This window comes from Synechococcus sp. W65.1, from assembly GCF_047461615.1.
Taxonomy (GTDB): domain Bacteria; phylum Cyanobacteriota; class Cyanobacteriia; order Thermostichales; family Thermostichaceae; genus Thermostichus.
The window spans coordinates 1-25,990 of the sequence record NZ_JANSHI010000020.1 but is presented as its reverse complement, the minus strand read 5'-3'; the positions used below and the strand labels follow the sequence as shown (position 1 = coordinate 25,990).

The 25,990-nt window shown below is 61.2% G+C and carries 22 protein-coding genes; 9 read left to right on the top strand and 13 right to left on the bottom strand.

Features of this window, described 5'->3' with window-relative positions; all coding sequences use genetic code 11:
- Positions 1 to 61 precede the first annotated feature (61 nt).
- Positions 62 to 1,873 (top strand): threonine--tRNA ligase, encoded by a 1,812-nt coding sequence (thrS, locus tag NW806_RS10230; protein ID WP_414411020.1) that lies wholly within the window; start codon positions 62 to 64, stop codon positions 1,871 to 1,873.
- Here the strand turns inward: thrS and malQ are convergent.
- Positions 1,851 to 3,479, bottom strand: coding sequence for a 4-alpha-glucanotransferase (gene malQ / locus NW806_RS10225; RefSeq protein WP_414411019.1), 1,629 nt, complete (start codon positions 3,477 to 3,479; stop codon positions 1,851 to 1,853). The genes thrS and malQ overlap by 23 nt on opposite strands.
- Positions 3,480 to 3,562: 83 nt before the next feature.
- Positions 3,563 to 4,177, bottom strand: a complete 615-nt coding sequence (pyrE, locus tag NW806_RS10220) for an orotate phosphoribosyltransferase (protein ID WP_414405508.1) — start codon at positions 4,175 to 4,177, stop codon at positions 3,563 to 3,565.
- A 158-nt stretch (positions 4,178 to 4,335) separates the two neighbouring features.
- Between pyrE and NW806_RS10215 the strand changes: the two genes are divergently transcribed.
- Together NW806_RS10215 and recR are read left to right on the top strand one after the other, a co-directional pair.
- Positions 4,336 to 4,665: a YbaB/EbfC family nucleoid-associated protein gene (locus NW806_RS10215; RefSeq protein WP_414411018.1), complete on the top strand. Its 330-nt coding sequence runs from the start codon at positions 4,336 to 4,338 to the stop codon at positions 4,663 to 4,665.
- A gap of 4 nt (positions 4,666 to 4,669) precedes the next feature.
- Complete coding sequence (recR, locus tag NW806_RS10210) at positions 4,670 to 5,269, top strand: recombination mediator RecR (RefSeq protein ID WP_414393157.1); 600 nt, start codon at positions 4,670 to 4,672, stop codon at positions 5,267 to 5,269.
- Positions 5,270 to 5,526: 257 nt separating this feature from the next.
- Here the strand turns inward: recR and NW806_RS10205 are convergent, their stop codons facing one another.
- From NW806_RS10205 to glnA, 3 genes are all read right to left on the bottom strand, one after another.
- The gene (locus NW806_RS10205; RefSeq protein WP_414411017.1) at positions 5,527 to 6,252 is read right to left on the bottom strand and encodes an SDR family oxidoreductase; all 726 of its coding nucleotides are present in this window, start codon (positions 6,250 to 6,252) and stop codon (positions 5,527 to 5,529) included.
- A gap of 73 nt (positions 6,253 to 6,325) precedes the next feature.
- On the bottom strand, positions 6,326 to 6,862 hold the full coding sequence (locus NW806_RS10200) for a hypothetical protein (protein ID WP_414411016.1): 537 nt from the start codon (positions 6,860 to 6,862) through the stop codon (positions 6,326 to 6,328).
- Positions 6,863 to 7,120: 258 nt separating this feature from the next.
- Complete coding sequence (gene glnA / locus NW806_RS10195; protein WP_414393151.1) at positions 7,121 to 8,545, bottom strand: type I glutamate--ammonia ligase; 1,425 nt, start codon at positions 8,543 to 8,545, stop codon at positions 7,121 to 7,123.
- Positions 8,546 to 8,828: 283 nt separating this feature from the next.
- Here glnA and trxB point away from each other — a divergent pair, with 283 nt between their 5' ends.
- Positions 8,829 to 10,247 carry a thioredoxin-disulfide reductase gene (trxB, locus tag NW806_RS10190; protein WP_414411015.1) on the top strand — a complete coding sequence of 473 codons (1,419 nt, stop codon included), beginning with the start codon at positions 8,829 to 8,831 and terminating at the stop codon, positions 10,245 to 10,247.
- Between the two features lie 9 nt (positions 10,248 to 10,256).
- On the opposite strand, the gene purL is transcribed toward trxB, so the two are convergent.
- From purL to psaM, 3 genes are all read right to left on the bottom strand, one after another.
- On the bottom strand, positions 10,257 to 12,551 hold the full coding sequence (gene purL / locus NW806_RS10185; RefSeq protein WP_414411014.1) for a phosphoribosylformylglycinamidine synthase subunit PurL: 2,295 nt from the start codon (positions 12,549 to 12,551) through the stop codon (positions 10,257 to 10,259).
- Positions 12,552 to 12,562: 11 nt separating this feature from the next.
- Entirely contained in the window at positions 12,563 to 14,986 is a 2,424-nt protein-coding gene (recG, locus tag NW806_RS10180) for an ATP-dependent DNA helicase RecG (protein ID WP_414411013.1), read from the bottom strand.
- Positions 14,987 to 15,123: 137 nt separating this feature from the next.
- A complete protein-coding gene (gene psaM / locus NW806_RS10175) occupies positions 15,124 to 15,216 on the bottom strand; it encodes a photosystem I reaction center subunit XII (protein WP_414332959.1) in 93 nt (30 codons plus the stop codon).
- Between the two features lie 207 nt (positions 15,217 to 15,423).
- Between psaM and glyA the strand changes: the two genes are divergently transcribed.
- From glyA to NW806_RS10160, 3 genes are all read left to right on the top strand, one after another.
- Entirely contained in the window at positions 15,424 to 16,749 is a 1,326-nt protein-coding gene (gene glyA, locus NW806_RS10170) for a serine hydroxymethyltransferase (RefSeq protein ID WP_414411033.1), read from the top strand.
- A gap of 24 nt (positions 16,750 to 16,773) precedes the next feature.
- Complete coding sequence (locus NW806_RS10165) at positions 16,774 to 17,868, top strand: glycosyltransferase family 4 protein (RefSeq protein WP_414411012.1); 1,095 nt, start codon at positions 16,774 to 16,776, stop codon at positions 17,866 to 17,868.
- A 65-nt stretch (positions 17,869 to 17,933) separates the two neighbouring features.
- The gene (locus NW806_RS10160; RefSeq protein WP_414411011.1) at positions 17,934 to 18,494 is read left to right on the top strand and encodes a hypothetical protein; all 561 of its coding nucleotides are present in this window, start codon (positions 17,934 to 17,936) and stop codon (positions 18,492 to 18,494) included.
- A gap of 12 nt (positions 18,495 to 18,506) precedes the next feature.
- Here NW806_RS10160 and NW806_RS10155 read toward each other — a convergent pair whose 3' ends face one another.
- Positions 18,507 to 19,034 (bottom strand): adenine phosphoribosyltransferase, encoded by a 528-nt coding sequence (locus tag NW806_RS10155; RefSeq protein WP_414411032.1) that lies wholly within the window; start codon positions 19,032 to 19,034, stop codon positions 18,507 to 18,509.
- A 186-nt stretch (positions 19,035 to 19,220) separates the two neighbouring features.
- Here NW806_RS10155 and NW806_RS10150 point away from each other — a divergent pair, with 186 nt between their 5' ends.
- Entirely contained in the window at positions 19,221 to 19,652 is a 432-nt protein-coding gene (locus NW806_RS10150; protein WP_414411010.1) for a hypothetical protein, read from the top strand.
- A 10-nt stretch (positions 19,653 to 19,662) separates the two neighbouring features.
- Here the strand turns inward: NW806_RS10150 and NW806_RS10145 are convergent, their stop codons facing one another.
- Both NW806_RS10145 and NW806_RS10140 read right to left on the bottom strand, forming a co-directional pair.
- Positions 19,663 to 20,496, bottom strand: coding sequence for a DNA adenine methylase (locus NW806_RS10145; RefSeq protein WP_414411009.1), 834 nt, complete (start codon positions 20,494 to 20,496; stop codon positions 19,663 to 19,665).
- A gap of 44 nt (positions 20,497 to 20,540) precedes the next feature.
- Entirely contained in the window at positions 20,541 to 22,403 is a 1,863-nt protein-coding gene (locus tag NW806_RS10140; RefSeq protein ID WP_414411008.1) for a peptidase M3, read from the bottom strand.
- Positions 22,404 to 22,593: 190 nt separating this feature from the next.
- On the opposite strand from NW806_RS10140, the gene NW806_RS10135 reads away from it, so the two are divergent.
- Complete coding sequence (locus tag NW806_RS10135; RefSeq protein WP_414411031.1) at positions 22,594 to 24,153, top strand: YifB family Mg chelatase-like AAA ATPase; 1,560 nt, start codon at positions 22,594 to 22,596, stop codon at positions 24,151 to 24,153.
- Here NW806_RS10135 and recF read toward each other — a convergent pair.
- Both recF and NW806_RS10125 read right to left on the bottom strand, forming a co-directional pair.
- Complete coding sequence (gene recF / locus NW806_RS10130) at positions 24,150 to 25,274, bottom strand: DNA replication/repair protein RecF (protein ID WP_414393779.1); 1,125 nt, start codon at positions 25,272 to 25,274, stop codon at positions 24,150 to 24,152. The two genes, NW806_RS10135 and recF, sit on opposite strands and share 4 nt — an antisense overlap.
- A 228-nt stretch (positions 25,275 to 25,502) precedes the next feature.
- Positions 25,503 to 25,955 carry a tRNA (cytidine(34)-2'-O)-methyltransferase gene (locus tag NW806_RS10125; protein ID WP_414411007.1) on the bottom strand — a complete coding sequence of 151 codons (453 nt, stop codon included), beginning with the start codon at positions 25,953 to 25,955 and terminating at the stop codon, positions 25,503 to 25,505.
- Between the last annotated feature and the right edge of the window lie 35 nt (positions 25,956 to 25,990).

The window sequence follows — 25,990 nt, the reverse complement described above, 5'->3', positions numbered from 1 at the left end:
TCCTTGGGGCTGCCCTTGCCTCAGCCTAAGATTAAGTACGAAGTTGTTACCGCGGGTTCCGATGTCTCGACCAGCCGAATCGCCTCAACAGGCCAGTAGTCCTCTCAAGCTGCTGCGTACTCAGGAGTCTCCCAAGCTGGAGCGCATTCGCCATACCACCTCCCATGTGATGGCTATGGCGGTGCAGAGGCTGTTTCCCAAGGCGAAGGTAGCCATCGGCCCGACAACCGACTACGGCTTCTACTACGATTTCGACCACCCCGAGCCCTTCACGCCAGAAGATCTGGAGCGCATCAAAAAGGAGATGCAGGCCATTATCAAAAAAGGCTTGCCGGTGACCCGCGAGGAGGTGACTCGAGAAGAAGCTAGACGCCGCATCGAGGCCCTCGGCGAACCTTACAAATTGGAGATCCTTGAGAGCATCCCCGAAGGCGAGCCAATCACCATCTACCACCTGGGGGACGAGTGGTGGGATCTCTGTGCTGGCCCCCATGTGGAAAACACCAACGAGCTCAACCCCAAGGCTTTTGACCTGCTCAGCGTGGCCGGCGCCTACTGGCGGGGAGATGCAACCAAGCCTCAGCTACAGCGCATCTACGGCACGGCCTGGGAGACGCCGGAGGAGCTAAAGGAATACAAGCGGCGGCTGGAAGAGGCCAAGCAGCGGGATCACCGCAAGCTGGGCAGGGAGCTGGGGCTATTTATCTTTTCCGACGAGGTGGGGCCGGGCTTGCCCCTTTGGACTCCCAAGGGAACCCTTCTGCGCTGGGTGCTGGAGGATTTTCTCAAGCAAGAGCAGCTCAAGCGGGGCTACTTGCCAGTGGTCACCCCCCACATTGCCCGCGTGGATTTGTTCAAGATCTCCGGCCACTGGCAAAAGTATCGGGAAGACATGTTTCCCCTGATGGCAGAAAGCGAGGAAGCGCGGGCGGCAGAGCAAGGCTTTGTCATGAAGCCGATGAACTGTCCTTTTCACATCCAGATCTACAAATCGGAGCTGCGATCCTACCGCGACTTGCCGCTGCGCTATGCCGAATTCGGCACCGTCTATCGCTACGAACAGTCGGGGGAACTGGGGGGCCTGACCCGCGTTCGCGGCTTTACGGTGGACGACGCCCATCTCTTTGTCCGGCCCGATCAGTTGGAGGAGGAGTTTCTCAATGTTGTGGATCTAATTCTGGTAGTCTTCGACAAGCTCAAACTCAAGAATTTCCGTGCCCGCCTTAGCTTTCGCGATCCCAAGTCTGACAAGTATCTGGGATCGCCGGAAGAATGGGACATGGCTGAAAATGCCATTCGCCGTGCTGTGGAGAAGTTGTCGATGCCCTATTTTGAAGGGATCGGGGAGGCAGCTTTCTACGGGCCGAAGCTGGACTTTATCTTCCGCGACGCGCTGGATCGGGAGTGGCAGTTGGGCACGGTGCAAGTAGACTACCAAAACCCGCAGCGCTTTGATTTGTACTACGTAGCCGAGGACGGATCCCGGCAGCGGCCGGTAATGATCCACCGCGCTCCCTTTGGCTCGCTGGAGCGGCTCATCGGGATCCTCATCGAAGAGTACGCGGGGGATTTTCCCTTTTGGCTTGCGCCGGAACAGGTGCGCATTTTGCCCGTTTCCGACCAATACCTGGGCTACGCCCTCCAGGTGCGGGATCAGCTGCGGGAGCACGGGATCCGCGTCCACATCGATGCCGACAGCGAGCGCCTGCCCAAAAAGATCCGCAATGCCGAGAAGGCCAAGATCCCCTTCATGCTTATTGTGGGAGAACAAGAACAGGCAACCGGCACGGTAAGCGTGCGGCAGCGCCACGGAAAAGACCTGGGATCCCTGACAGTGGCTGAGTTCCTGGCTAAGGCGCAAGCGCTTGAGTAGAACCTGCCTGGGAATGGCTTCTTGGGGCTGCTGCAGCCGCCCGTTCCTGGGCCAGGGCCGCCCACCGTTGTTCTAGATCATGGGGAGAGATGCGTCCATAGGTCACGCTCATCTCGGCCAGCCGCTGGGCCAGCTCTGGGCGCAGCATCTCCTCGCGGTAGCGCCAGGCCCAGTTGTTTTCGGCTCTGCCGGGAAAGTTCATGCGCGCCTCTGCCCCCAAGCCCATGACGTCCTGGAGGGGAATAATGGCCAAATCGGCCACGGAAGCAAGGGCTAGGCGGATGAGATCCCAGTGGATGCCAGCGGATCCCTGGCAGCCCAGGTAGCGCAGCAGGTTCTGCTTCTCCCACTCCGGGCGATCCGGATCCTCAAACCAACCCACTATGGTGTTGTTGTCGTGGGTACCCGTGTAGACGACGAAGTTACGTTCGTAGCTGTGGGGCAGGTGGGGGTTGTCGGGGCCGGCGCCAAAGGCAAATAGCAGGACCTTCATGCCGGGCAGGCTGAATTGATCCCGCAGTTGCACCACCTCTGGCGTAATCTCTCCTCCTAGATCTTCGGCAATGATTGGAATTTCCCCCAGCTTGTCGGCCAACGCCTGAAAGAAATCCGCTCCCGGTCCCTTTTGCCACTCCCCTTCCACCGCCGTTTCTGCCTTGCTGGGAATAGCCCAGTAGCTCTCGAAGCCGCGGAAGTGGTCAATGCGCACATAGTCCACCTGCTTGAGGATGGCCTGGATGCGCCGGATCCACCAGTCGTAGCCGCGAGCCTTAAGCACCTCCCAGTTGTAGAGGGGGTTGCCCCAGCGTTGCCCAGTGGGGCTGAAGTAATCGGGGGGGACGCCGGCTACCCATAGGGGCCGCCCCTCTTCATCGAGCTGAAACAGCTCCCGGTTGGCCCACACGTCAGCACTGTCGGCGGCAACATAGATGGGTACATCGCCAATGAGCTGCACTTGATGCTGGTGGGCATACTCCCTTAGGGATCTCCACTGCTGGGCAAACAGATACTGCCAAAACATCTGGCGGGTAACTGCGTCGGCGTAGCGGTCGCGAGCCTCCTGGAGGGCAAGGGGATCCCGCTGGGCTAGGGCTGGAGGCCACTGAGTCCACTCTTGCTCGCCATACACCTCTTTGAGAGCCATGAAGAGAGCGTAGTCCGGTAGCCAATCCGCCTCCTCGGCACAGTAGGCGTGAAAGGCTTCCCAGTCAGCAGCGCTAGCCTTTTCCTTGAAGGTGGCCCAGGCCCGCTGCAAAAGACCCAGCTTGAAGGGGATGACAATCCCGTAGTCCACCCGCTCAGCATCCCCCGCCTGGATGGCCGGCCACTGGGGCAGATCCTCCCAGGCGTTGGCCTCCAGCCAGCCAGCTTCGACCAGTAGCTCCGGGCTAATCAGCAGCGGGTTGCCGGCAATGGCAGAAAAGCTCATGTAAGGGGAGTTGCCCCAGCCAGTGGGCCCCAGAGGCAGCACCTGCCAGAGGCGCTGGCCGCTTTCTACCAGAAAATCCACAAACCGATAAGCAGCCGGCCCCAGGTCGCCAATGCCAAAGGATCCCGGCAGCGAAGTGGGGTGCAAGAGGATCCCACTGAGTCTGCCCCTGCGCATGGCTGTGCCTTTTTGCCCAAAAGGTATTCCACCGCCTATGCTGTCACTTTTGCAGCTTGATGGAAAGTCCCCGCACGCCCAAGCTAGCTCCTCAAGCCTTGACCGACAGCCCGGTGGCAAGCCCGCACCTCTTCGAGAGTAAACAGGCGGCGAAAGGGAATCCCCATCTGGCAAAAGCGAGCTTCTGCCCCTTCCTGCCGGTCGACTAAGGCGAGGATTCCTTCTGCCCGATAGCCTGCCGCGCGTACCCGCTCTACAACCTTGAGGGCAGAGCCACCCGTAGTGACGACATCCTCCAAGATCCACACTCGACTCTCGGCTGGCAGTTCTGGCCCCTCGATCCAGGCCTGGGTGCCATGAGCCTTGGGCTCTTTGCGGACAATCAGGGCTGCTAGGTTAGCCGGCTGGGCATAAAGAGAAGCCAAGCTCACTGCCGTCACCAGGGGATCTGCCCCCAGCGTCATCCCAGCAACCGCCGCTGTTTCAGGGGGCAATAGCCGATGGAGCAAGGATCCGGCCAGGTAGGCCCCCTGGGGGTGGAGGGTGACCGGCTTGCAGTTGATGTAGTAGGAGCTCTGCCGCCCGGACGTGAGGGTAAAGGATCCCTCGCGGTAGGCCAGCTGTGCCAGCAAATAGAGCAATTTCTCCCGCGCCTCAGCCGGGGAAAGGTTTAAGGGGGAACACTCCAGTAACAACACAGCAGGGATCCCAGTTTTTCCACTGCACTCGTTGCAACGATAGCCGAAGATGGCAGCCCAACAAAGAAGCCCGATCCAATCTGGAAGGGCAGGTACTTTTACCAACGGAAGGAAAGGAGTAGAGTAGAACAGCAGAGTCTCTCAACTACGAGGATCCCATGACGCGAGGCTTTGGACCCTTTGGCAAGATTCAGGAAGCCCTCAAAAAAGCTCAAGAGGTGCGCGACGGCGCCCAAAAGCTGCAAAAAGAGCTAGAAGAAATGGAAATTGTTGGCGAGGCCGGCAATGGCTTGGTGAAGGTGACGGTCAACGGCAACCAGGAGCCCCTTAAGGTGTCCATAGATCCCCAAGTCCTCCAGGAGCCAGTGGATGTGGTGGAGGACTTGCTGCTGACGGCAATGGTGAATGCCTACACCCAGTCGGCTGAGACGATGCGCAAACGCATGGAGGAACTGACGGCGGGTATCAGCCTGCCGGGGCTGGGCTAATCCTGTGTACACTCGCCCTTTGGCTCGCCTAATCGAGGAGCTGCAGCGCCTGCCCGGCATTGGCTCCAAAACCGCTCAGCGGCTGGCCTTGCACTTGCTCAACAGGCCCGCCCACGAGGTCGAGGCCCTGGCCCAGGCCCTGCTGGAAGCCAAGCAAACCGTTAAGCACTGCTCCATCTGCTTTAACTGGTCGGCAGAGGATCCCTGCGAGATCTGCCGCTCCCCCCAGCGGGACCGCCTGCTCTGGTGCGTGGTGGCCGATGTCAGGGATCTCATTGCCGTAGAGCGAACGCGCGAGTTTAAGGGTCTCTACCACGTATTGGGGGGCTTGATCTCGCCCATGAATGGGATCGGCGCTGAGCAGTTGCGCATCCGCGAACTGGTGGCACGGGTGGCGCGGGAGAAGCCCCAGGAGCTCATTTTTGCCCTCAGCCCCAGTGTGGAGGGGGAGGTCACCATGCATGTGGTTAAAGATTACCTGAAGCCGGTTGCCCCCAACCTGCGCATGACTCGTCTAGCTTTTGGCCTGCCCATGGGATCGGAGTTGGAGTATGCCGACGAGGTTACCCTGGCCCGAGCCTTGGAAGCGCGGCAGGAGCTGTAGCAGCAGGCTGCCGGAAGGACTGGCTGGGGAGCTAGTCGGTGAAGCCCAGGATCCAAGCTGCCATAGAGGGGCTCCCCAACCAAAATCAAAGAGCTGGTGAGGCGTTTCAGAATGCGGGTGGCGGTGGCGCCAAACACCCTGCCCAAATAGCCGCAAGCAGCCCCTTGGCTTGGCCAACCCTCCCCTAGCCAAGAGGGGCCTTGCCAAGTTAGCCAGCAGGGATCCCACCTCTAGCCTGGAGGTGCTCTTGGCAAGCTTTAGAGGAACTGATGGCTCTCTGGCTGCAGCACTACCTCATTGGGCACGGCATTGGCCGGCAGGGTGAGGACAAAGCGAATGGCCTCGGCAGCCGTGGCGGGGCTGAGCATTTTGTCCCTTTGCACCTTGAGGCTGATGGGATCCCAGAAGGGCGAGTCGATGCCGCCAAAGTAAAACAGGGTAAAGCGCACCCCAAAGCGCTTTAGCTCATCAGCCATGCACTTGGTAAAGCCGACCACGCCAAATTTGGCAGCACAGTAAGCCGAGGCCATGGCCATGGGGTGGCGACCCAGAATGCCGGGGAAGTTGAGAATATGGCCGGACTTCTGCTCCCGCATGGCGTTGGCCACCAGTTGGCTGGTGTAGAAGCTGCCCTTGAGGTTGACCGCCAGCATCTGCTCCAGGTCAGCGGGGGTAATTTGCGGGGCAGGTTTGAGGATGCCGGCACCGGCGAGGTTGATTAGCACATCGATCCGCCCGTGCCTCTGCAGCGTTTGGGTCACCAGCGCCTCGACCTGGGCGTAGTCGGTTACATCCGTGGGGATCCCCACTCCAGAAGCAGCCCCAAGAGCTACTGCTTTCTCGGCTAAGGTGGCCAGGGGCCCTTCTCGCCGCGCCGCCAGCACTAGATGGGCTCCGGCCTGGGCCAGGAGAGGCACAAGGGCACTGCCAATTCCCCCTGTGGCCCCTGTCACGAGAACAACTGCCTGGGACAACGGAGACACTTCACGTTTCTTAAACTCTTTCCCCCATCATACCTGGGGATCAGCCTTGCTTGAGTGCCGAAGACGAGGGAGCCTAAACGCGACGCAACCGCAGTCGCTGCACCCATTCTTCCCCAAAGCGCAACCAGTCTGCCATTTTTTCTGGAGTCACCAGTGGGTAATCCCGCCAAATGACAAGCTGCGGCCCGAATCCCTCCGCATAACAAGGAGGATGCTGCTCCAAGAAGTTGAGGAAACTGGGATGGAAGCGCAGGCGAATCTTAGCCTCATCTTCTCCGCGCAAAAGGTAGCGGCGAGAAAAGTCGGGATGGTTCTCGAAATTGATATCCTGCATGCCAAAAGCTTTAGCAACGTCGTGGAACAAGGGAACTTCTGGGTGCAGCCGAAAACGAGGTAGCCGTAGGTCTTCGCAATAGGCCCAGAAAACAGAAAAGTAATACTCTCTTCTTCTTCTGGAAGCCTTCCAGCTGTAGTCAAAGATGGCGATTTCGGTTCCATCGTTCAGTCGTTTGAACATCGAGTTGTAGAAACGAGCGCCGCTTCGTTGGAAAAAGCCAGCCTGAAGCAAGCGGGATCGGATCCCTTCGGGTAGCTCCGCCGAGAACGACATTCCCAACCTCCTGGCTACCCGCTCCAAGGCTTTTCGACGCCACTTCTCTAGATAGGTATGCCCCAGATAGATAAGCGCCAGAGGGCCTAAACAAATAATAAGAGCTATAAGCCATTCCATCCAAACCCCCCTGAGTTTGTAAACTCAGCACCCCCACCCAGAGTACCATAGCAGGCACAAAAAAGGGATCCCTCCAGCAAGAAGGGATCCTGTTCAAAAGCCTTGGTCGAGAACTAATGCTTTAGATGAAAACCTCGATTAGGCGTCGAAATAGAGGGCAAACTCGTAGGGGTGAGGCCGCAGGTTAATGGGGTTGATCTCGTTGTCGATCTTGTACTCGATGTAGGTCTCGATGAGATCCTCAGTGAAGACGCCCCCCTCCAACAAGAAGTCGTGATCCTTCTGCAGGCTTTCCAAAGCATCCAGCAGGGATCCGGGCGTGGAGGGGATCTTGGCTAGCTCCTCCGGCTCCAGATCGTAGATGTCTTTGTCGAGAGGCTCGCCGGGGTGGATCTTGTTCTTGATCCCGTCCAAGCCAGCCATCAGCATAGCCGAGAAGGCAAGGTAAGGGTTGCAGGTGGCATCTGGGCAGCGAAACTCCAGCCGCTTGGCCTTGGGGTTTTTGCCCGTTACCGGAATCCGAATGGCTGCGGAGCGGTTGCCCTGCGAGTAGGCCAAGTTTACCGGCGCCTCAAACCCAGGCACCAGGCGCTTGTAGGAGTTGGTGGTGGGGTTGGTGAAAGCTAGAAGGGCTGGTGCATGCTTGAGGAGGCCGCCGATGTAGTAGAGAGCTATCTCGCTGAGATCCGCGTAGTTGCCTTCTTGGTAGAAGAGGGGCTGGCCGTCTTTCCAGAGAGACTGGTGCGTGTGCATGCCGCTGCCGTTGTCGTTGAAGAGGGGCTTGGGCATGAACGTCACCGTCTTGCCGTGCTTGCGAGCCACGTTCCGGATCACGTACTTGTAAATCATCATGTAGTCGGCAGAGGTGAGCAGGTCGGCAAAGCGGTAGCCCAGCTCTCCTTGCCCGCCAGTGGCCACCTCGTGGTGGTGCTTTTCGATGGGCACCCCCAACTTGGCCATGGTTAGCAACATCTCGGTGCGGAGGTCTTGGTGGGCATCGGTGGGCGGCACAGGGAAATAGCCTTCTTTGTAGCGCGGCTTGTAGCCCAGGTTGCCCCCTTTCTCCTCCCGGCCTGAGTTCCAGCGGCCCTCGATGGAATCGACGAAGTAGTAGCCGGCGTTCTGAGTTTGGTCAAACCGTACATCTTCAAAGATGAAAAACTCTGCCTCGGGCCCAAAGTAAGCCGTATCGGCAATGCCTGTCGATTGCAGGTAAGCCACAGCCCGCATGGCTAGGCTCCGAGGACAACGGCTGTAGGGCTGGCCGGTGCGGGGTTCAATGATGTTGCAGATGAGGCTGAGGGTAGGCACTTGGAAAAAGGGGTCGATCCAGGCCGTTTTGGGGTCTGGCACCATGTACATGTCCGACTCGTTGATGGATTTCCAGCCCCGGATGCTGGAGCCATCAAAGGGCAGCCCTTCGCTAAAAGCTTGCTCCGTCAGCATTGAAGAGTGGAAGGAGACATGCTGCCAGGTGCCAAAGAGATCCACAAACTTGAGATCCACCATCTGGATATTGTTGTCGTGGATCATTTGGAGCACTTCTTGTGGGGTGGATGCCATGCCTTTCTCCTAACTTGACTTGGGTTGCGGTTGAAACTAAGACAGGCCGAAAGCGCTCACCCATCCTAGAAAGGCCGACACCAGCTTTTTGTATCTTCTGATACAAAGATGACCTGGTTCCAGCCTTCCCTTCGTCAAAGAGCAGCTCACCGGCAGTCTGCAGGAGAACGAAAATGAAACTGACAAGCCCTGGCCTCCTTGAGGCGGCGGAATCGTGTTAGGCTAAAGCGTAGTCATTACGAGTTTGACTTAGCAGTTCCGTTGCAGAAGGAGAGATAGAGCAATGACAAACCAAGGTCGGGTTGAGAATGTGGTCATTATTGGCTCGGGCCCTGCTGGGTTGACTGCAGCCATTTACGCTGGGCGCGCCAACCTAAAGCCGGTGGTGTTCGAGGGGTTTCAAGTGGGCGGGATCCCGGGTGGGCAACTGATGACCACCACCGAGGTGGAGAACTTTCCGGGCTTTCCCGAGGGCATCAGCGGTCCCCAACTGATGAAGAACATGCGCGCTCAAGCAGAGCGGTGGGGGGCGGAGCTGTACGCCGAGGATGTCACCTTTGTGGATCTCAGCCAGCGGCCTTTTGTAGTCCGCTCTGACGAACGGGAAGTGCGCACCCACAGCCTCATTATTGCCACCGGGGCTACGGCCAAGCGCCTGCACCTGCCTGGAGAGGAGATCTACTGGAACCGGGGCATGTCGGCCTGTGCTGTCTGCGATGGGGCCATGCCCATGTTCAGGGGAGTGGAACTGGTGGTGATTGGCGGTGGCGATACCGCCTGTGAGGAGGCCACCTACCTAACTAAGTTTGGATCCCATGTCCACATGCTGGTGCGCAGTGGCAAGATGCGGGCCAGCAAGGCCATGCAAGAGCGGGTGCTCAACCACCCCAAGATTACGGTGCACTGGCACACGGAGGTGGTAGAGGTTCTGGGCGACGGCCAGCGCCTGACGGGCGTGAGGGTGCGCAACAACCAGACCGGCGAGCTGCAGGAGATGGCGGTAGGGGGGGTATTCTACGCCATTGGCCACAAACCCAACACGGACTTGTTCAAGGGGCAACTGGAGCTGGATGAAGCTGGCTACATTGTCACCCGCCCTGGTTCTGTAGCCACCAGTGTGGAGGGGGTATTTGCCGCTGGGGACGTGCAAGATCACGAGTTTCGTCAGGCCATCACCGCTGCCGGCACCGGCTGTATGGCGGCCATGCTGGCGGAGCGCTGGCTCTCGGAGCGAGGTCTAGCTCAGGAATATCCCGTTGTCCCGCCGAGCCAGCCGGAACCTGCTTCTGCTATCGAGGTAGAGCCTACGGGAGACTCTGCTGTTGAGGAGGCCGGTTTTGAGCAGGAGGTGCAAGATGACCTCGACTTCAACCAGACTTGCCATGAAGGGGGCTATGCCCTGCGGCGGCTTTACCATGAGAGCAATCGCCTGCTGATGGTCAAGTACACGGCTCCCACCTGTACCCCTTGCCATGCCCTCAAGCCAATCCTGAACAAGGTCATCGAAGAGTTTGCCGACAAGCTGCACGTGGTGGAGATCGATATCGAGAAGGAGCCGGAGATTGCCGAGGCCGGCGGGGTAACCTGTACGCCAACGGTGCAGTTTTTCAAAAACAAGGAGCTGGTGGCCCAGGTGGTGGGCGTCAAGCCCAAGTCCCACTACCGCGAGGTGATCCAAGCCAACTTGTCCGAATCAGCCTAGTCTATCCAGCTAGTCGGCAAAGGCACTGGAGTAGGCGGCCTGTATGGCTGCCAAAGAGACCGACAACACGGGATCCCCTTCTGCAGTAGTCACCACTATGGGATCCGCTGGCCCGCCCACCTCTCCTAGAAGCTGCCACTGGCGGGGAAGCTGCGACTCTAGGTAGGCTTCCCAAGGGGAGCGCTGGGCTGGATCGACGGAAACGAGGATGCGGCTGGATCCCTCGCCAAAGAGAGCTAGATCCCAACGGGTAGACGGAGAGGGGATCCAGATCTTGGCTCCTCGTCCGCCGCTGAGGCAGGCTTCCGCCAGCGCCACGGCTAGTCCCCCCTCACTGCAGTCGTGGGCAGAGCGCACCCACCCCTGCCGAATGCCGTGGCGGCAGGCCGCTTGCACCTGCCTTTCCAGTTCCAGATCCACCGGCGCGGGCCGGCCTGTAACTTTCTGGTAAATGACCGCCAAGTACTCACTCCCCCCCAGGCTGGTGACGGCCTGGGATCCCAAGAGGTAGATGAGATCCCCTTCTTGCTGCCACCCCTGGCCACAGATGAATTTCAAGTCCGAAATGAGACCCACCATGCCGATGACAGGGGTGGGGTAGATGGCCTGGGATCCCTTCTCGTTGTAGAGGGAGACGTTCCCCCCGGTTACCGGCGTGCCCAGGGTGCGGCAGGCATCCCCAATCCCCCGACAGGCCAGGGCCAACTGCCAGTACACCACCGGATTTTCCGGGTTGCCGAAGTTAAGGTTGTCGGTTACGGCCAAGGGATCTGCCCCCACGCAGGAGAGGTTGCGGGCGGCTTCGGCCACCGCAGCTTTGGCCCCCTCATAGGGATCCAGGTACACCCAGCGACCATTGCCGTCTACGGTGGCGGCAATCGCCTTGCGGGAAGCCTGCAGGGGTGGCACCTCGCCTACGCCAAATTTTTGGGGGCGGATGCGGATGACCGCCGCATCTCCCTGTCCCGGCCAAAGGACGGTGTTGTTTTGCACCTGGTGGTCGTACTGGCGATAGATCCAGGCTTTGCTGGCCAGGGTGGGGCTTGCCAAAAGCTGTAGCAGCACCTGCTCCCACGCCAGCGTTTTCTGGGGTAGGTGGATCCCTTGCCGGTCGCAGGGGGGAAGGGTACTGGGATCCCATTGCCAGGCTGCCTGCACATACTCTGGCGGCTCTGGCAACACGGGACGGACGTATACAGGGGTATCCTCCGCCAAGGCCCGCGCCGGCACTCGCACCACGCAGGATCCCTGGTGCCAGATCTCCACCAGCGGCTCGGCAATGACTTCCCCAGCCACGCTGGCCTGCAGGCCCCAGCGGTGGAAGATCTCTATGACCTCTGCTTCCCGGCCTTTCTGCACCACCAGCAGCATCCGCTCTTGGGACTCCGAAAGGAGGTATTCCCAAGCTTCCATGCCGCTTTCCCGGGCCGGCACCCGGTCGAGGTCGAAGCGGATCCCCACCCCTCCCTTGGCCGCCATCTCCGCGGTGGAGCAGGTGATCCCGGCAGCGCCCATGTCCTGCGCGGCCACCACTGCTCCTGTGGCAAAGGCTTCCAGGCAGGCCTCGATGAGACATTTGCCGAGGAAGGGATCCCCCACCTGCACGGCTGGCCGGTCTTGGTGCGCATCTTCTTTCAGCTCGGCGCTGGCAAAGCTGGCCCCGCGGATCCCATCCCGCCCGGTGGTGGCGCCGACATACAAGACAGGGTTGCCCACCCCCTGCGCTGCCGACTTCACCACCGCTGGCGTCTCCAAAAGCCCCAAAGCCATGACGTTGACCAGAGGGTTGCCGCTGTAGCAGGGATCCACGGCCACTTCCCCCCCCACCGTGGGCACTCCCACGCAGTTGCCGTAGTGGGCGATCCCCTCCACCACTCTGGCCATCAAGCGGCGGTTGCGGGGATCCGTCAGCGGCCCAAAGCGCAGGGAGTTGAGCAGGGCAATGGGGCGGGCGCCCAGGGTAAAGATATCGCGTAGGATGCCCCCCACGCCGGTGGCCGCCCCCTGGAAGGGCTCCACGGCTGAAGGGTGGTTGTGGGACTCGATCTTAAAGGCCAGCCAGTCCCCATCCCCCAAGTCCACCACGCCGGCATTTTCCCCCGGCCCTACCACCACCCGCTCGCCCGCAGTGGGAAAGTTTTTCAGCAGAGGGCGAGAGTTCTTGTAGCAGCAGTGCTCCGACCACATCACCCCAAACATGGCCAGCTCGGTGGGGTTGGGATCCCGGCCCAGTTGCTGTTGGATCTGTTGATACTCCTGGGAAGAGAGGCCGTGGAGCTTCAGCTCTTCAGGGGTAGGGGGCATAGGCACCAAGGCTAAGTCAACAAAGCTGGCCCTAGAAGGCGGGCCTGGCGTTCTTCCAGTATGTGGCGCAGGCGGGGCCACTGCTGCAGCTCAGGGTCTTGGGCAATCAGCTGCTCTGCCGCCTGGCGGGCCAACTGCAGCACCTCTTGGTCGTCCATGAGGCTGGCCAGGGCAAAGTCGGGCAGCCCCGACTGGCGGGTGCCCATCACTTCCCCTGGGCCCCGGAAGCGCAGGTCCATCTCGGCAATGAAAAAGCCGTCGTGGGACTGCTCCAGGACTTTGAGGCGGCGCAGGGCCTCTTCGCTTTCGGAGGAGGTCATGAGGATGCAATAGGCCTGGTCGGAGCCCCGCCCCACCCGTCCCCGCAGTTGGTGGAGCTGGGAGAGGCCAAAGCGCTCGGCATGCTCTACCAGCATCACCGAGGCGTTGGGCACATCCACCCCCACCTCCACCACCGTGGTGGAGACAAGGATATCCAGCTCCCGCCGGCGAAAGGCCTCGATAACCGCCTCTTTCTCGCTGCTGCTCAGGCGCCCGTGCAGCAGGCCCACCCGGAACTGGGGGAAGACTTTCTCCTGCAGGCGCTGGTGCTCTTCAATGGCTGACTTGAGATCCAGCTTCTCCGACTCCTCAATCAAAGGCAGCACCACGTAGGCCTGCCGTCCCTGGGCAATTTCCCGCTCGATAAGCCGCACCACCTGCAGGCGATCCCCCGGTCGAGCTACCACCGTATGCACCGGCTTGCGCCCCGGGGGCAACTCGTCAATCTGGGTTACGTCCAGATCCCCGTGCAGGGCCAGGGTGAGGGTGCGGGGGATGGGCGTGGCTGTCATGGTCAGGACATCGGGGTGATCCCCTTTTTGTTGCAGGGCAGCCCGCTGCTCTACCCCAAAACGGTGCTGCTCGTCGATGACTACTAAGCCCAGGTTGCGAAACTGCACCGCCGGCTGGATGAGGGCATGGGTGCCGACTACCAGGGGCAGCTCCCCGGTTTGCAACTGCCGCAGGATCTCGCGCCGCTTGGCGGGGGGTGTGGAGCCAGTCAAGAGTTCAACGGGCACTTGCAGTTGGCTGAGCCACTCCACCAGCTTGCGGTAGTGTTGCTCGGCCAGGACTTCGGTGGGAGCCATGAGGGCCGCCTGCCAGCCGGATTGAATGGCTGCCAGCAAGGCCGCCACCGCCACCACCGTTTTGCCGGATCCCACGTCCCCCTGCAGCAGGCGGTTCATGGGCAAGGGATCCCGCAGATCCGCCAGGATCTCATCAATGGCCCGCTGCTGGGCCGCAGTAAGCTGGAAGGGCAGGATTTGGTAGAAGCGATCCAAGAGCTCCCCTCTGGCCGGCTGGTAGCGAGGTACAGCCTGAGCTTGGGCGCGGTAGCGCTGCCGCCGCTGCAAGAGGCTAAGTTGCAGATAGAAAAACTCGTCGAACACCAGCCGCCGCCGGGCTTGGGCCAGCAGCTCTCGCGTTTCAGGAAAGTGAATCTGCTGCAGGGCAAGGGGCAAGTCCAAAAGCTGCAACTGCCGCTTTAGGTTCTCTGGCAAGGGATCCTCCACCAAGGCGGCTGCTGGCAGGGCAAGCTGGACGGCCTTGCGCACCAGATCGGCGGGGATCCCTTCTGAGAGCGGGTAAACGGGCAGGATCTTGCCCAGCTTGTCCGGATCCTCGCCCTCTCCCCCCAGCACCTCCAGTTGCGGGTTATCCAGCGTCAGGCCAAAGCGGCCTTTCTTCACCAAGCCACTGGCCGCCACCACTGCTCCCTTGGGGTATTGCCGCTCTAGGGCTGCCTGCCAACTGCGCTGGGCAAATTGCCGCCCGCTGTAGAAGCGGCTGAGGGTGACTATGCCGCTTTTGTCGGCAATCTTGAGGTTCAAGATGGTCAGCAAGGGGTTCTTGGGGCTGGTGAAGCAGCTGCAGCTTTTCACCGTCCCCACCAGGGTGACCGTCTCCCCCACCTTGGCCTGGCGAATGGGCACCCGGCGAGAATAGTCCAGGTGATCCCGTGGGAAGTAGTAGAGGGCATCGCGCACAGTATGCAGGCCCAGTTGCGCCAGCTTCTCCGCTGACTTGGGGCCAATGCCTTTGAGAAATTGCAGAGGCTGCTCCAAGCTGAGGCCCTTGGGCGGGGGCAAAGCAGGGCTGGGTGGGGCGGAGTGGGCTTGTTCTTGCTGCCGCCGGAGACGCTCCAGCCAGCGACGGGTTTCTGCCACCAGGTGCTGCCGCTCCGACAGCTCTAGCTGGGGGTAGAGGCGATAGCGGGATCCCAGCTCCCGCCAGCGCCGTCGGTCATCCCCATCCAGGCTCCAGTGGGAAGGCGGATCTTGACCAAAGATGCTTTGCAAAAACTGGGAAAAGGTTTGCTCTCTCCCTCGCAGGTCGGTAAACCCCACCTCTGCTTCTAGGGAAAGGGCGCGCTGAACTCGCTGGAGATCCACCTGGCTCAAGTTGCTTCCGGGCTGGCTACCGGTAGTGTCTCTTACCCAACTTTAGCCAATAGCAACACTCACCCGTTTGACCACTAAATAAGGACCTACCCAGGGGTAGGTCCCGCAGAGCAGCCTTTTGCTAGAAACTAGCTGCGAGCCAGGGCGGATCCCAGGAGCACGGCCATCACTGCCGGCACTAGGGCAATGGCCAGGATGGTGAAAACCTGTGCGTCGGTCATAGCCAACTCCCTAAAACCCTGCCCCCCACTTTACCTTGGCCGGCGGCCAGACCCAGGGCCGAAAAACATTCTTTACAAAGCCTCCTCTGGCCCCTGGGGATCCCCTGGCCTAGCCCCCCTGTGTTACGATGTTGCTCCGTAGGACTGTTGCGACGGCAGGGCGCTGCTGGGCTTTTTTTGTCGGCAACGTTTGCTTTTGGCGTCACCATGGTAGCCGCTCCCCAAAGCTTGACCACCCCCCGGGACAACCTGGCCATCCTGGCGGAAACGGATCCCCTCGTTTACCGCCTGATTCAGCAGGAGCTGAACCGGCAGCGGGATCACCTGGAGATGATCGCCAGCGAGAACTTCACCTCGCCGGCTGTCCTGGCGGCCCAGGGATCGGTGCTCACCAACAAGTACGCCGAAGGGCTGCCCGGCAAGCGCTACTACGGTGGCTGCGAGTTTATCGACGAGATCGAACAACTGGCCATCGACCGCGCCAAGCAACTGTTTGGAGCAGCCCACGCCAATGTGCAGCCACACTCCGGCGCCCAGGCCAACTTTGCCGTTTTCCTGGCCCTGCTGCAGCCGGGAGACACGATCATGGGCATGGATCTCGCCCACGGTGGCCACCTTACCCATGGCTCGCCAGTCAATGTCTCCGGCAAGTGGTTCCGCGTGGTGCACTATGGGGTGGATCCCAAGACGGAGCGAATCGATTTTGACCAGGTGCGGGATCTGGCCCTGCAGCACCGGCCCAAGCTCATCATCTGCGGCTATTCGGCCTATCCTCGGGTCATTGACTTTGCCGCTTTCCGTGCTATTGCCGACGAGGTGGGGGCCTATCTGATGGCAGATATCGCCCACATTGCCGGCCTGGTGGCCACTGGGCACCACCCCAACCCCGTGCCCATCTGCGATGTGGTAACTACCACTACCCACAAGACGCTGCGGGGGCCACGCGGGGGCCTGATTCTCACCCGCGACCCGGAACTGGGCAAAAAGCTGGACAAGGCGGTGTTCCCCGGCAGCCAGGGTGGGCCGCTAGAGCATGTCATTGCCGGCAAGGCGGTGGCCTTTGGGGAAGCGCTGCAGCCCAGCTTTGCCCAGTACTCAGCCCAGGTAATCGCCAATGCCCAGGCGCTGGCGGCGACTCTGCAGCGGCGTGGCATCCGCTTGGTTTCGGGGGGCACCGACAACCACCTGATGTTGTTGGACCTGCGCTCGGTCTCGGCGGTGCTGGAGAAAAACGGGGCGGCGGATCCCGTGATGACGGGCAAGCGGGCGGATCGCCTGATGGACGAGATCCACATCACCGCCAACAAAAACGCCATCCCCTTCGATCCGCAGCCGCCCCTTGTGGCCAGCGGCCTGCGTCTGGGATCCCCGGCCTTGACCACCCGCGGCCTAGGGCCGGCAGAATTCGAGGAAATCGGGGAGATCATTGCCGATTGCCTGTTCCGACCGGAGGATCCAGGCGTTCTTGAAGACTGTCGTCAGCGGGTTGCTCAGCTCTGCCGCCGTTTTCCGCTCTACCCTCACTTGGGATAACCGCCATCCTCGCTACGGCCTGCCATGCCCTACTTGGTTGCCTTTCTCGCTGCTGCCTGTGTGGTCTTGTGGGCAACCCCGGTGGTGAAGGCGGTCGGGATCCGCAGCGGCCAGTTGGATTTTCCTGACGAGCGCAAGATCCACCGGCAGCCGATGGTGCGCCTGGGGGGGGTCTCCATCTTTTTCGGCAACCTGGTGGCGCTGCTTGTGCTTTGGGGAGCCGGAGCCTTTGCCGGCCTGCGCCCCGAGCAGGAGTACGAGATCTGGGGGGTGACGATTGGCGGCGTTTTGTTTTTCCTAATTGGCTTGGCGGATGATCTGTTTCAGTTGTCGCCTTTTTCGCGCCTGGCGATGCAATTTGGAGTGGCTGCGGCGGCTTGGGGAGTGGGGGTGCGCATCGAATTTATCAACCTGCCGCGGATCGGCATCTGGCCGTTCCCTGCATGGCTGAGCCTAGTGATTACCTTGCTGTGGCTGGTGGGGATGGCCAATGCCATCAACTTTATGGACGGGCTGGATGGCTTGGCGGCAGGGGTGTCGGGGATCGCGGCAGTCGTGATGCTGATGGTAACCCTGCTCTTGGATCGGCCGGCGGCAGCCATGCTGGCGGCAGCCTTAGGGGGGGCTTGTCTGGGGTTTTTGCGCTACAACTTTAACCCGGCGCAGATCTTCATGGGGGATGGGGGAGCCTACTTTCTCGGCTTTACCCTGGCCGGGATCGGGGTCATTGGGGTGGCCAAGGGGGTGACTACCCTGGCGGTGGCCCTGCCGTTTTTTATCCTGGCCGTGCCGATTCTGGATATGTCTGCTGTGATCCTCAAGCGCTTGGCCAGAGGCAAATCCCCTTTCCATCCCGACAAGGGCCACTTGCACCATCGCCTGCTCAAGGCTGGCCTGTCCCAGCGGCATTCGGTGCTGCTGATTTACGCCATGACCCTCTGGGGGGGATCCCTGGCCCTGGCCTTGGCGGGCTTGCCAGCAGGGGGCACCTATCTGGGCGGGGCCTCGCTGGTGTTGGCGGGGGTGGCTTGGGGAGCTTGGCAACGGCATCGCCAGCGGCAACAGTCTTCTGAGGATTCCGAAGTTCAAGCAGAGCCAATCAACTCAAAAAAGGATTAAGCTCGGCTTGTTCCCAGCCGCCTGCCTGCCTAGACTGGAGGGGATCCCGTCTGCCGCCTTGACCAATGCGTCCTACACCGGAGCTGGCAGCCCTCTTGCGCCGCACCGCCGATCGCCTGCAAGCTCAGCACTGGGGTTTTTGGGATCGCGAGTACTGCTGGCGGGATAGCACCCGCTGCAATTGTGGCCTTTTGGTGCGGGAAGCCCTGGGCTGGGATCAGCAGCAGCTTAGCCTGCACATCCACCGCGGCACCTGGCGCTCCATTGCCCAAACGGCCTACCGCACCGCTGCCTATGTCGCGAGGGATCCTTCCCACTGCGAGGCTACGGGCCTACGGCTGGGATATGTGTTTGAAAAGATGGCAGAGCTGGGGTTTGACCAGCCAGAAGACTTTGCCGCCCTGGAAGAGCTAAGCGATCCGGTCATCCTGGCCCGCCTGGCCGAAAAAGGGGTAGAGCCGCTGCGGCGCGACTACGCCCCCCACGTGGCCCTCTACATGCTGGAGCTGGCCGACTGGATTGAGGAGCAACTGCAGGCCCAGGCTCAGCTCAGCCCCTTGACTCAACCTCTGCCCAAAGCTAAGGCAACAGAAGTAGCCGTTCGCCAGCCGCTACGCCTGCGGTGAGGGGCAAATCCCTCAGTTGGAGTCTTCCACCATCAGCACGTGGGTTGGGATTTGTGGAGGAAGAAGCTTGCGGCCCGAGAAGAAAGCTAGCTCGATTAGAAAAGCAAACCCGCCTACCTGGGCGCCACTCTGAGCCACCAGTTCAGCTGTGGCAGCGGCGGTGCCGCCAGTTGCCAAGACGTCATCGACAATCACCACCCGATTGCCAGGGCGCAGGGCGTGGGCTTGTAGTTGGAGCTCGTCTTGGCCATACTCCAGCGTGTAGGTTTGGCTGAGCACTGGCGGCGGCAGTTTGCCGCGCTTGCGAACGGGGACAAACCCCAAACCCAGGTGTTGGGCCAAGGCAGCCCCCAAAATAAACCCTCGCGACTCAATGCCCACCACGTAATCTAGGGATCCCATGGTGGCAGTGCCGGCGGCCAACTGTTCGATAGCGGCCCGAAAGCCCGCTGGATTCTGCAGCAAGGGGGTTATGTCGCGAAAGAGGATCCCGGGCTTGGGAAAATCGGGCACTAGGCGGACAAGGGGGCGCAGATCCATGAGTTCTCCTGGCTCAGCAGTGGCCAGCTCAAAGGGTGTAGAAGGCCGCTCCCAGCAACCCATCATAGCCGCTCAGAGCCTTAGCGAACGGGTTCCCTTTTGGCCAAGCTGGCAAGGCCGGAGATTATAATTGCAAGGCTAGGGGCCGCGGCTCATGCTTTTTGTTCCTGACCTTGGAGATTTCCCATGCGCTATTACATGGCCATTGACTCCAACCCCCTGGCAAGTTTGCCCCTGGCGCTGTTTGGGGTAGGCAGTGAGTCGGCCTACGTTGACCTGCTCCAGGACAAGCTAGTAGTGCGGGCGGGCAACTTGTTCAACGAAACCTTTTCTCTAGGCGAGTTGGGACGCGGGGAGCGCTTCTCTTGGCCCTGGTTCTACGGCCTGGGCGTGCGCACCGATTTCCAGGGACTGGTTGGCGCGGTAACCAGCACTCAGGGGGTGATTGCCATTCCGCTGCTCCAGGAAAAGATGCTTTTCATTCCCTTGGTAGGGCCGCTGGGGCTGCAAGTACCCTGCAAAAAGCTGGTCTTCAGCCTCCGGGATCCGGATACCTTTTTGGCCAATTTCAACCAGGAGCGCCCCAATGGCGGGCCCAAGAGTGTGGTGATCGAGTAGCTAGGGCCGGCTACCTTGACAAGACCAGCACCTCGGTGACGGGACCCCGCTTGCGGCCGTGGCAGTTGATGGCGCGGCTGGCCACGACGGTGTGGATAGGATAGCCCCTGTACAGCTCTCGCACAAAAGGGCAATCTGAGTTGGACAGCAGCACCTGCACGCCTCGGTCGGCCAGGATCCCAAAAACTTCTCGCAAGCGGATCTGCTCCGCTTGGCCAAAGGCGTACTGACTATAGGCGGTAAAGCTGCTGGTTTCTGAAACCGGGTAGTAGGGCGGATCCAAATAGACAAAATCGCCGGGCTGGGCCCGCTCCAACACCTGCTCAAACGACTGCACCAAGATCTTGGCCCGTTGCAGGACACGGCTAGCAGCCCGCAAGTTGTCGGCATCACAGATGCGCGGGTTGCGGTAGCGGCCCAGGGGTACGTTGAACTCGCCGCTGGCGTTTTCCCGGTAAAGCCCGTTGTAGCAAGTTTTGTTGAGGTAAATTAGCCGCGCCGCCCGCTGGACAGGGTCAACTGGCTTGGATGCCCGCAGGGCGTAGTAGTAGTCGCGGCTGTGGTGGGCCTGGTGGTAGGCTAGCAGTGCCACCACCTCCTCCACCCGATCCCTCACACAGCAGTAGGCGTTGACCAAGTCAGCGTTGATGTCGGATAGCACAAAACCCCGCTCGGGGTAAACCTGGGCCAGGTGGAAAAACACCGCCCCGCCACCCAAAAAGGGCTCATGATAAGTGCCCCAGTCGCGGGGGAAGAAGGGCTCGTACTGGCTTAGCAGCCCCCATTTCCCTCCTGCCCACTTGAGGAAGGGGCGGGCTTTGAGGTGCTCCCTCCCCCTCTGCAAGGAGCTCCTTCCGGCTACGCCAAAGGCCAGCTGGCCGCAGTCCCCTAGTCTTGATTCTCTTCCAGCAGCTCTTCCAGCACCTCGATCCAATGCTCCAGTTCCTCCAACCCCTGCAACACCTCCTCCGGCTCGCTCAAGTCCACCTGGAGCAACTGGGCCGATTCTCCCCAAGTCAGGGATCCAGGGGGGCTAGCCAGCCAATTTAGGTAGCGGGGCAAAAAGGTACGCGGAGACAGATGATACTGGCGGTGGCAGGCCAGGGCCACTAGGCTGGCCAGGCTGACCTGAGGAGCGCTGAAGGGTCGCAGAAACAGCTCCGGCATCCCCACCCAGCAGAACTGGTCTTCCGGCAACAGCTCCACCGCATCGCCGCACAGCTCCTGGATCAGCTTTAGCCACTCTTCGCCGACCCAGGAGGTAGGGCTGGCCTTGGAGGAAGCTAGTGGAGCGGTGTTCTCCAAGCGGTAGAGGAGCAGCTCCAGCCGGGCAATCAGGCTCTGGTAAAACACGGCCTGCAACTGTGCCTCCAGGTGGTGAATCAAGAGGGCCTGGGCCAAGGTAAAGACCTCCAGCCCGCTTGCACGATTTCGAAGAGGGGATGGTGCCGGTGTACCCCGTGCCGCTCCAAGCAGGTAGTCTAGCAGCACCTGCTGTAAAAACGCGGTATGCACCCGAATTTCCCAGGAAGGCTGGACAGATCCCTGCAGCTCCTCCAGATCCAGCCAAACTCGAGGCCCCTCAGGCCGGAGCCGCCGGCTGAGGGCTTCAAGGGCTTGCAGCAGGGAGGCAAGGGGTTCACTTCCTGGCCATGGCCTCTCTGGCTCGCCAGGGGGTGCCTCCCGTTCGGAGCTGACTTCCAGTAGCCAGGGTTTGGCGTGGGCCGCGCACTCAGGGCAGAACTCTTGCAGGGCTGCCCAGACCAGGGAGGTGGCTTCGGCAGCAGCAAGAGGTGGGACAGGCTCCCCCCAGGGTGCGTAGAGGTCGCAGAGGCGAATGGAGCGTCCTATGGCGCGGCTTTTCAGGCGGTAGTAGCGCTGGAACAGGTCGAAGCGATCGTGGATCCCGTCCAGCAGATGTTCCCAAAAGGCCTGGCCAAGGCCGTGGCGAGCTAGGTAAAGATCGGCAGCAGAATCGTAGCCCCGCCACTGGGCCTCCCAGAGGTGGTCGCGAACCAGGATGCTGAGAATAAACCCTCCCAGCTCCGCATGGGCTTCCAGATGGTGGCACAAGCGCTGGTAGGCCGCCCAGCGAACCTCGGCACTGGGATGGGTTTGCAGGTTCTGGAGGTGGGCGAGGGTGTTAGCTGACTGCTGTTGGGGAGGCAACAGGCCCTGGTCGCCGAGGGAGCTGAGGGTGACTTGCCACAACTGCCGCCAGGCCAAGCGTCCAGCCAGGCGCTGCTGGTGCAGTAAGCGCTCTAGAGGCTCCGCCTGTCGGTGACCCCGCTGGTGGAGGAGGCCACACAGAAACTGACGAAAGGGGCGTAGCCGCGGCTCGACATGGGCAGCAGCTAAAAGATCCAAGCGCCCATCCTCTGGCGGCAACTCGGCGGCAGAGTCGTCGGGGGAACCAGCCAACAGCGGCTGCAGCTCTAGAGAGAAAAACAGCAAGTGGCTTTGCAGGGAGATAGCCCGCTCCAGATCCCGCCAGCTTGGGATCTGAACAGAGGTAGCCGGGATCCCTTCCCTGCCCTCCGCAAGCTGAGCCGCCAGAGCTTGCGTTAGCTGCGACAAGACTTGCAGCGCCTTCCCCAGCTCTGGTGGGCTGAGCTGGGCCACCTGCCCCCGGTAGCAGCGGGCAAACTCCTGCACCTGCTCCTCCAGGTCCTTCCAGGCTGGGGCGCCTTCTTGCCCAGAGCTGGAGAAACGCTCAAAAGGGGGTTCAGCAGCAGAAGAGACCACTGGCACCAGCCTCCTAGAGATGGGGGCTTTCCCTCCGTGGCTTGGCGGCTGAGCAGACCCAGTAGCCTCTGATCCCAGTCAACTCTAGAGTCACCGCTTCCCAGGAATAAGCCTGCACAAGCCAATGTACTTCCTCCAGGATAGGTGTCGGGAGACAATCATTCGGTGGAAAAGCTTTCCGGAGGAGGCGACGCCTTTGTTTGCTCAGGTCACTGCTGCTGCTCTCCTGGGACTCAAGGCCGTGCGGGTCACCGTGGAGGTGGATGTGGGCGGTGGCTTGCCCCAGATTATCCTAGTGGGGCTGCCAGACACAGCCGTTCAGGAGGCCAAAGAGCGGGTGCGGGCGGCCATCAAGAACTCCGGCTTTGCCCTGCCGCAGCGGCGGATCATCGTCAACTTGGCTCCCGCCGATCTGCGCAAAGAGGGCCCCAGCTTTGATCTTCCCATCGCCATCGGCATTCTGGCTGCTGCCGGGGTCATCGAGAAAGAAGCGCTGGCCAACACCCTGCTGGTGGGGGAATTGGCCCTGGATGGCACCTTGCGACCCGTGGCCGGAATCCTGCCCATTGCCGCCGGTGCCGCTGAGATGGGGATCCGCCGCCTGGTGGTGCCCCAGGAGAATGGCCCAGAGGGGGCTTTGGTGCAAGGGATCCAGGTGTACGGGCTGCCCTCCTTAGCGGCGGTGGTGAGCTGGCTGCAAAACCCCCAGGGGGTTGAGCCGCTGCGGATCCAGCCGGAGCAGCTGCTAGCAACTGAACCAGAACCCCTGTTGGATTTGGCCGATGTGAAGGGGCAAGAACAGGCCCGACGGGCCTTGGAGATTGCGGCAGCCGGCGGGCACAACCTGCTGCTGGTGGGCAGCCCAGGAGCGGGCAAGACCATGCTGGCGCGTCGTCTGCCCGGCATTTTGCCTCGGCTGCAGTGGGAGGAAATGTTGGAGATCACCCGCATCTATTCAGCAGCTGGCCTGCTGCGGCAAAACCTGCACTTGGGAGGCCAAACCCCCCTGATTACCCAGCGGCCCTTCCGTGCTCCCCACCATTCGGCCTCGGCAGTGGCGCTGGTGGGCGGTGGCCCCTACCCCAAGCCTGGCGAGATTTCCCTGGCTCACCACGGTGTCTTGTACTTGGACGAACTGACGGAATTCCGCCGCGAGGTTTTGGAGGTGCTGCGCCAGCCCCTGGAAGACGGCAAGGTTACCATCTCCCGCGCCCGCCTTTCCCTGGAGTTTCCCGCCCAAACCACCCTGGTGGCCTCCACCAACCCCTGTCCCTGCGGCTTCTACGGGGATCCTGTTCAGCCTTGCACCTGCACGCCGCAACAGCGGGAGCGCTACTGGTCGAAGCTCTCCGGCCCCCTGCTAGATCGCATTGATTTGCAGGTGTGGGTCAACCGCCTCAAGCCGGAAGAAATTGTCCGCCTTCAGGGCGGCGAGTCGTCCCAAGCGGTGCGGCAGCGGGTGGAACAGGCGCGGCAGCGCCAACGGCAGCGCTTCCAGGACGAGCCCGGGATCCACTGCAACGCCCAGATGCAGCCCCGCCACCTGCGGCAGTGGTGTGCTCTCTCGGATCCCTGTCGCAAGCTCCTCGAGAGCGCCATCCAAAAGCTGGGCCTCTCTGCCCGGGGGAGCGACCGCATCCTCAAGGTGGCCCGCACCATCGCCGATCTAGAGGGTGCCGAGGCCATTGCCCCCACCCACATCGCCGAAGCCATTCAGTATCGCAGCCTGGACCGCGGCCGGCCTGCTTTAAGCTAAGGGGAGGGAGAAATTTGCCCCTTGTGCACTTGCAGGATTTGCGCTCCCTTGAGCCAAGCGGCGTCGAAGGAGCCCAGGTGGGTGGTGGTTACCAAAGTTTGCACCCGCTCTTGAATAGCCTCCAAGAGCTGGTTTTGGCGGTGCAGGTCCAGCTCTGCCAGCACGTCGTCCAACAGCAGCAAGGGCGGATCCCCCTTCACCTGCTCGATCAGCTCCAGCTCCGCCAGTTTGAGGGCCAAGACCAAGGTGCGCTGTTGCCCCTGGGATCCGTAGGCGCGGGCAAGCTGTCCGTCGAGGCTTAGCTCCACCTCGTCTCGGTGAGGGCCGACTAGAGAGGTGCCCAGGGCCCGTTCGGCAGCGGCCTTGGCACGGATCTCCGCCAACAACTGGGCTTGAACCCCTTCGGGATTGGCCTGGGGATCCAGCAAAGGCACCTGCGGACGGTAGGCGAGGCTGAGAGTCTCCCGACCACCGCTGATGACTTGGTGCCAGTGGGCGGCTAGCGGCTCCAGACGCTGCAACAGCCGGGCGCGGCGGCGCATGATGCGACTGCCACTGGTGGCTAGCTGAGCGTCCCAGAAGGCCATCTGCAAGTCCCTGTCGCTGGCAGCAGCGGGATCCTGTTTTAGGAGGGCATTGCGCTGCTTGAGGATCTGGCGATACTGCTCCACCAGGCCAAGGTAGGCCGGCTCCAGCTGCAGCAACACCCCATCCAACCAGTTGCGCCGCGCCTCTGGCCCCCCTCGCACCAGCTCCAGATCCAGGCTGGAGAAGACCACCGCATTCACTTGCCCTAAGAACTCAGATTGTCGCCGTAGCGCCTGGCCGTTAACCTTCAGGGAGCGACCCCCTTGGCTGCGTAGCTCCATCACCAGCTCGTGGGCTACCCCTAGCCGCTCCACGGTGGCGGCAATCCGCGCCTTCTCTTCCCCCTGCTGCACCATCTCCCGATCGCGACCGGCCCGCCGCGAGCGCAAGGTGGCCAAGAGCTCCACTGCCTCCAAGAGGTTCGTCTTGCCCTGGGCGTTTTCCCCCACCAGGATGGTCTTGGGTGCCTCGAAGGGGATCCCTTGATCCCGGTAGTTGCGAAAGTGCCACAGATGGAGAAAACATAGGTACACTTGGTGCGCCTTTGGCTTGGGGGAACGGCCCTCGCCAAGGAGGGCTTCCACTTTAACGCAATTAGCCTAGGACCAGGAGCACCCGGCTTCAGCAAAGGAGGGGCTGACCGAGAAAGCTGGGCTCCTGGACGCAACAGCTGCCAAGTCCAGTCACTAGAGCTGCGTCAGCTAGTGAACCAGGGGTTGGAGCAGGTGCAGCTTGTTGCGGCAGGCGTAGGGCTGTCAAGTTTAGGCGGGAAATCCCTGTTGGCGTAGGGCTTCAAAGAGGGCAATGGCGACTGCATTGCTGAGGTTAAGACTGCGCACTGGCCCGCTCAAGGGGATGTGCACGCTGGGATAGGTTTCCAAGAACATGGGATCCAAGCCCCGGCTTTCGCTGCCAAACACCAGCCAGTCTCCGGGTTGATAGGACACCTCGGTGTAGAGGGCCTTGCCGCGCACGCTAAAGCACCAAAATCTTGCCTCAGGGTGGGCTTGCACCAAGGCACCCCAAGAGGGGTAGCGATGCAGTTGGACGTGCTCCCAGTAGTCTAGCCCCGCCCGCCTGAGGTAGCGATCCGAGAGGCGAAACCCCAAGGGATCCACGAGGTGGAGGGGTGTGCGGGTAGCGGCACAGGTGCGGGCGATGTTGCCCGTGTTGGCCGGGATCTCCGGAGCCACCAAGACGACGTGGAAAGGCATAGGCTCAGCTCACTTGCTGCCAAAGCCGCGGCTGT

Bases quoted from the DNA above. Each gene is read 5' to 3' on its own strand.
- NW806_RS10125 (WP_414411007.1), bottom strand. From the start codon at position 25,955: ATGCCTTTCCACGTCGTCTTGGTGGCTCCGGAGATCCCGGCCAACACG.
- glnA (WP_414393151.1), bottom strand. From the start codon at position 8,545: ATGGCATCCACCCCACAAGAAGTGCTCCAAATGATCCACGACAACAAT.
- malQ (WP_414411019.1), bottom strand. From the start codon at position 3,479: ATGCGCAGGGGCAGACTCAGTGGGATCCTCTTGCACCCCACTTCGCTG.
- NW806_RS10200 (WP_414411016.1), bottom strand. From the start codon at position 6,862: ATGTCGTTCTCGGCGGAGCTACCCGAAGGGATCCGATCCCGCTTGCTT.
- NW806_RS10150 (WP_414411010.1), top strand. From the start codon at position 19,221: ATGCGCTATTACATGGCCATTGACTCCAACCCCCTGGCAAGTTTGCCC.
- psaM (WP_414332959.1), bottom strand. From the start codon at position 15,216: ATGACCGACGCACAGGTTTTCACCATCCTGGCCATTGCCCTAGTGCCG.
- NW806_RS10160 (WP_414411011.1), top strand. From the start codon at position 17,934: ATGCGTCCTACACCGGAGCTGGCAGCCCTCTTGCGCCGCACCGCCGAT.
- NW806_RS10155 (WP_414411032.1), bottom strand. From the start codon at position 19,034: ATGGATCTGCGCCCCCTTGTCCGCCTAGTGCCCGATTTTCCCAAGCCC.
- trxB (WP_414411015.1), top strand. From the start codon at position 8,829: ATGACAAACCAAGGTCGGGTTGAGAATGTGGTCATTATTGGCTCGGGC.
- NW806_RS10215 (WP_414411018.1), top strand. From the start codon at position 4,336: ATGACGCGAGGCTTTGGACCCTTTGGCAAGATTCAGGAAGCCCTCAAA.
- NW806_RS10165 (WP_414411012.1), top strand. From the start codon at position 16,774: ATGCCCTACTTGGTTGCCTTTCTCGCTGCTGCCTGTGTGGTCTTGTGG.
- thrS (WP_414411020.1), top strand. From the start codon at position 62: ATGTCTCGACCAGCCGAATCGCCTCAACAGGCCAGTAGTCCTCTCAAG.
- glyA (WP_414411033.1), top strand. From the start codon at position 15,424: ATGGTAGCCGCTCCCCAAAGCTTGACCACCCCCCGGGACAACCTGGCC.
- purL (WP_414411014.1), bottom strand. From the start codon at position 12,551: ATGCCCCCTACCCCTGAAGAGCTGAAGCTCCACGGCCTCTCTTCCCAG.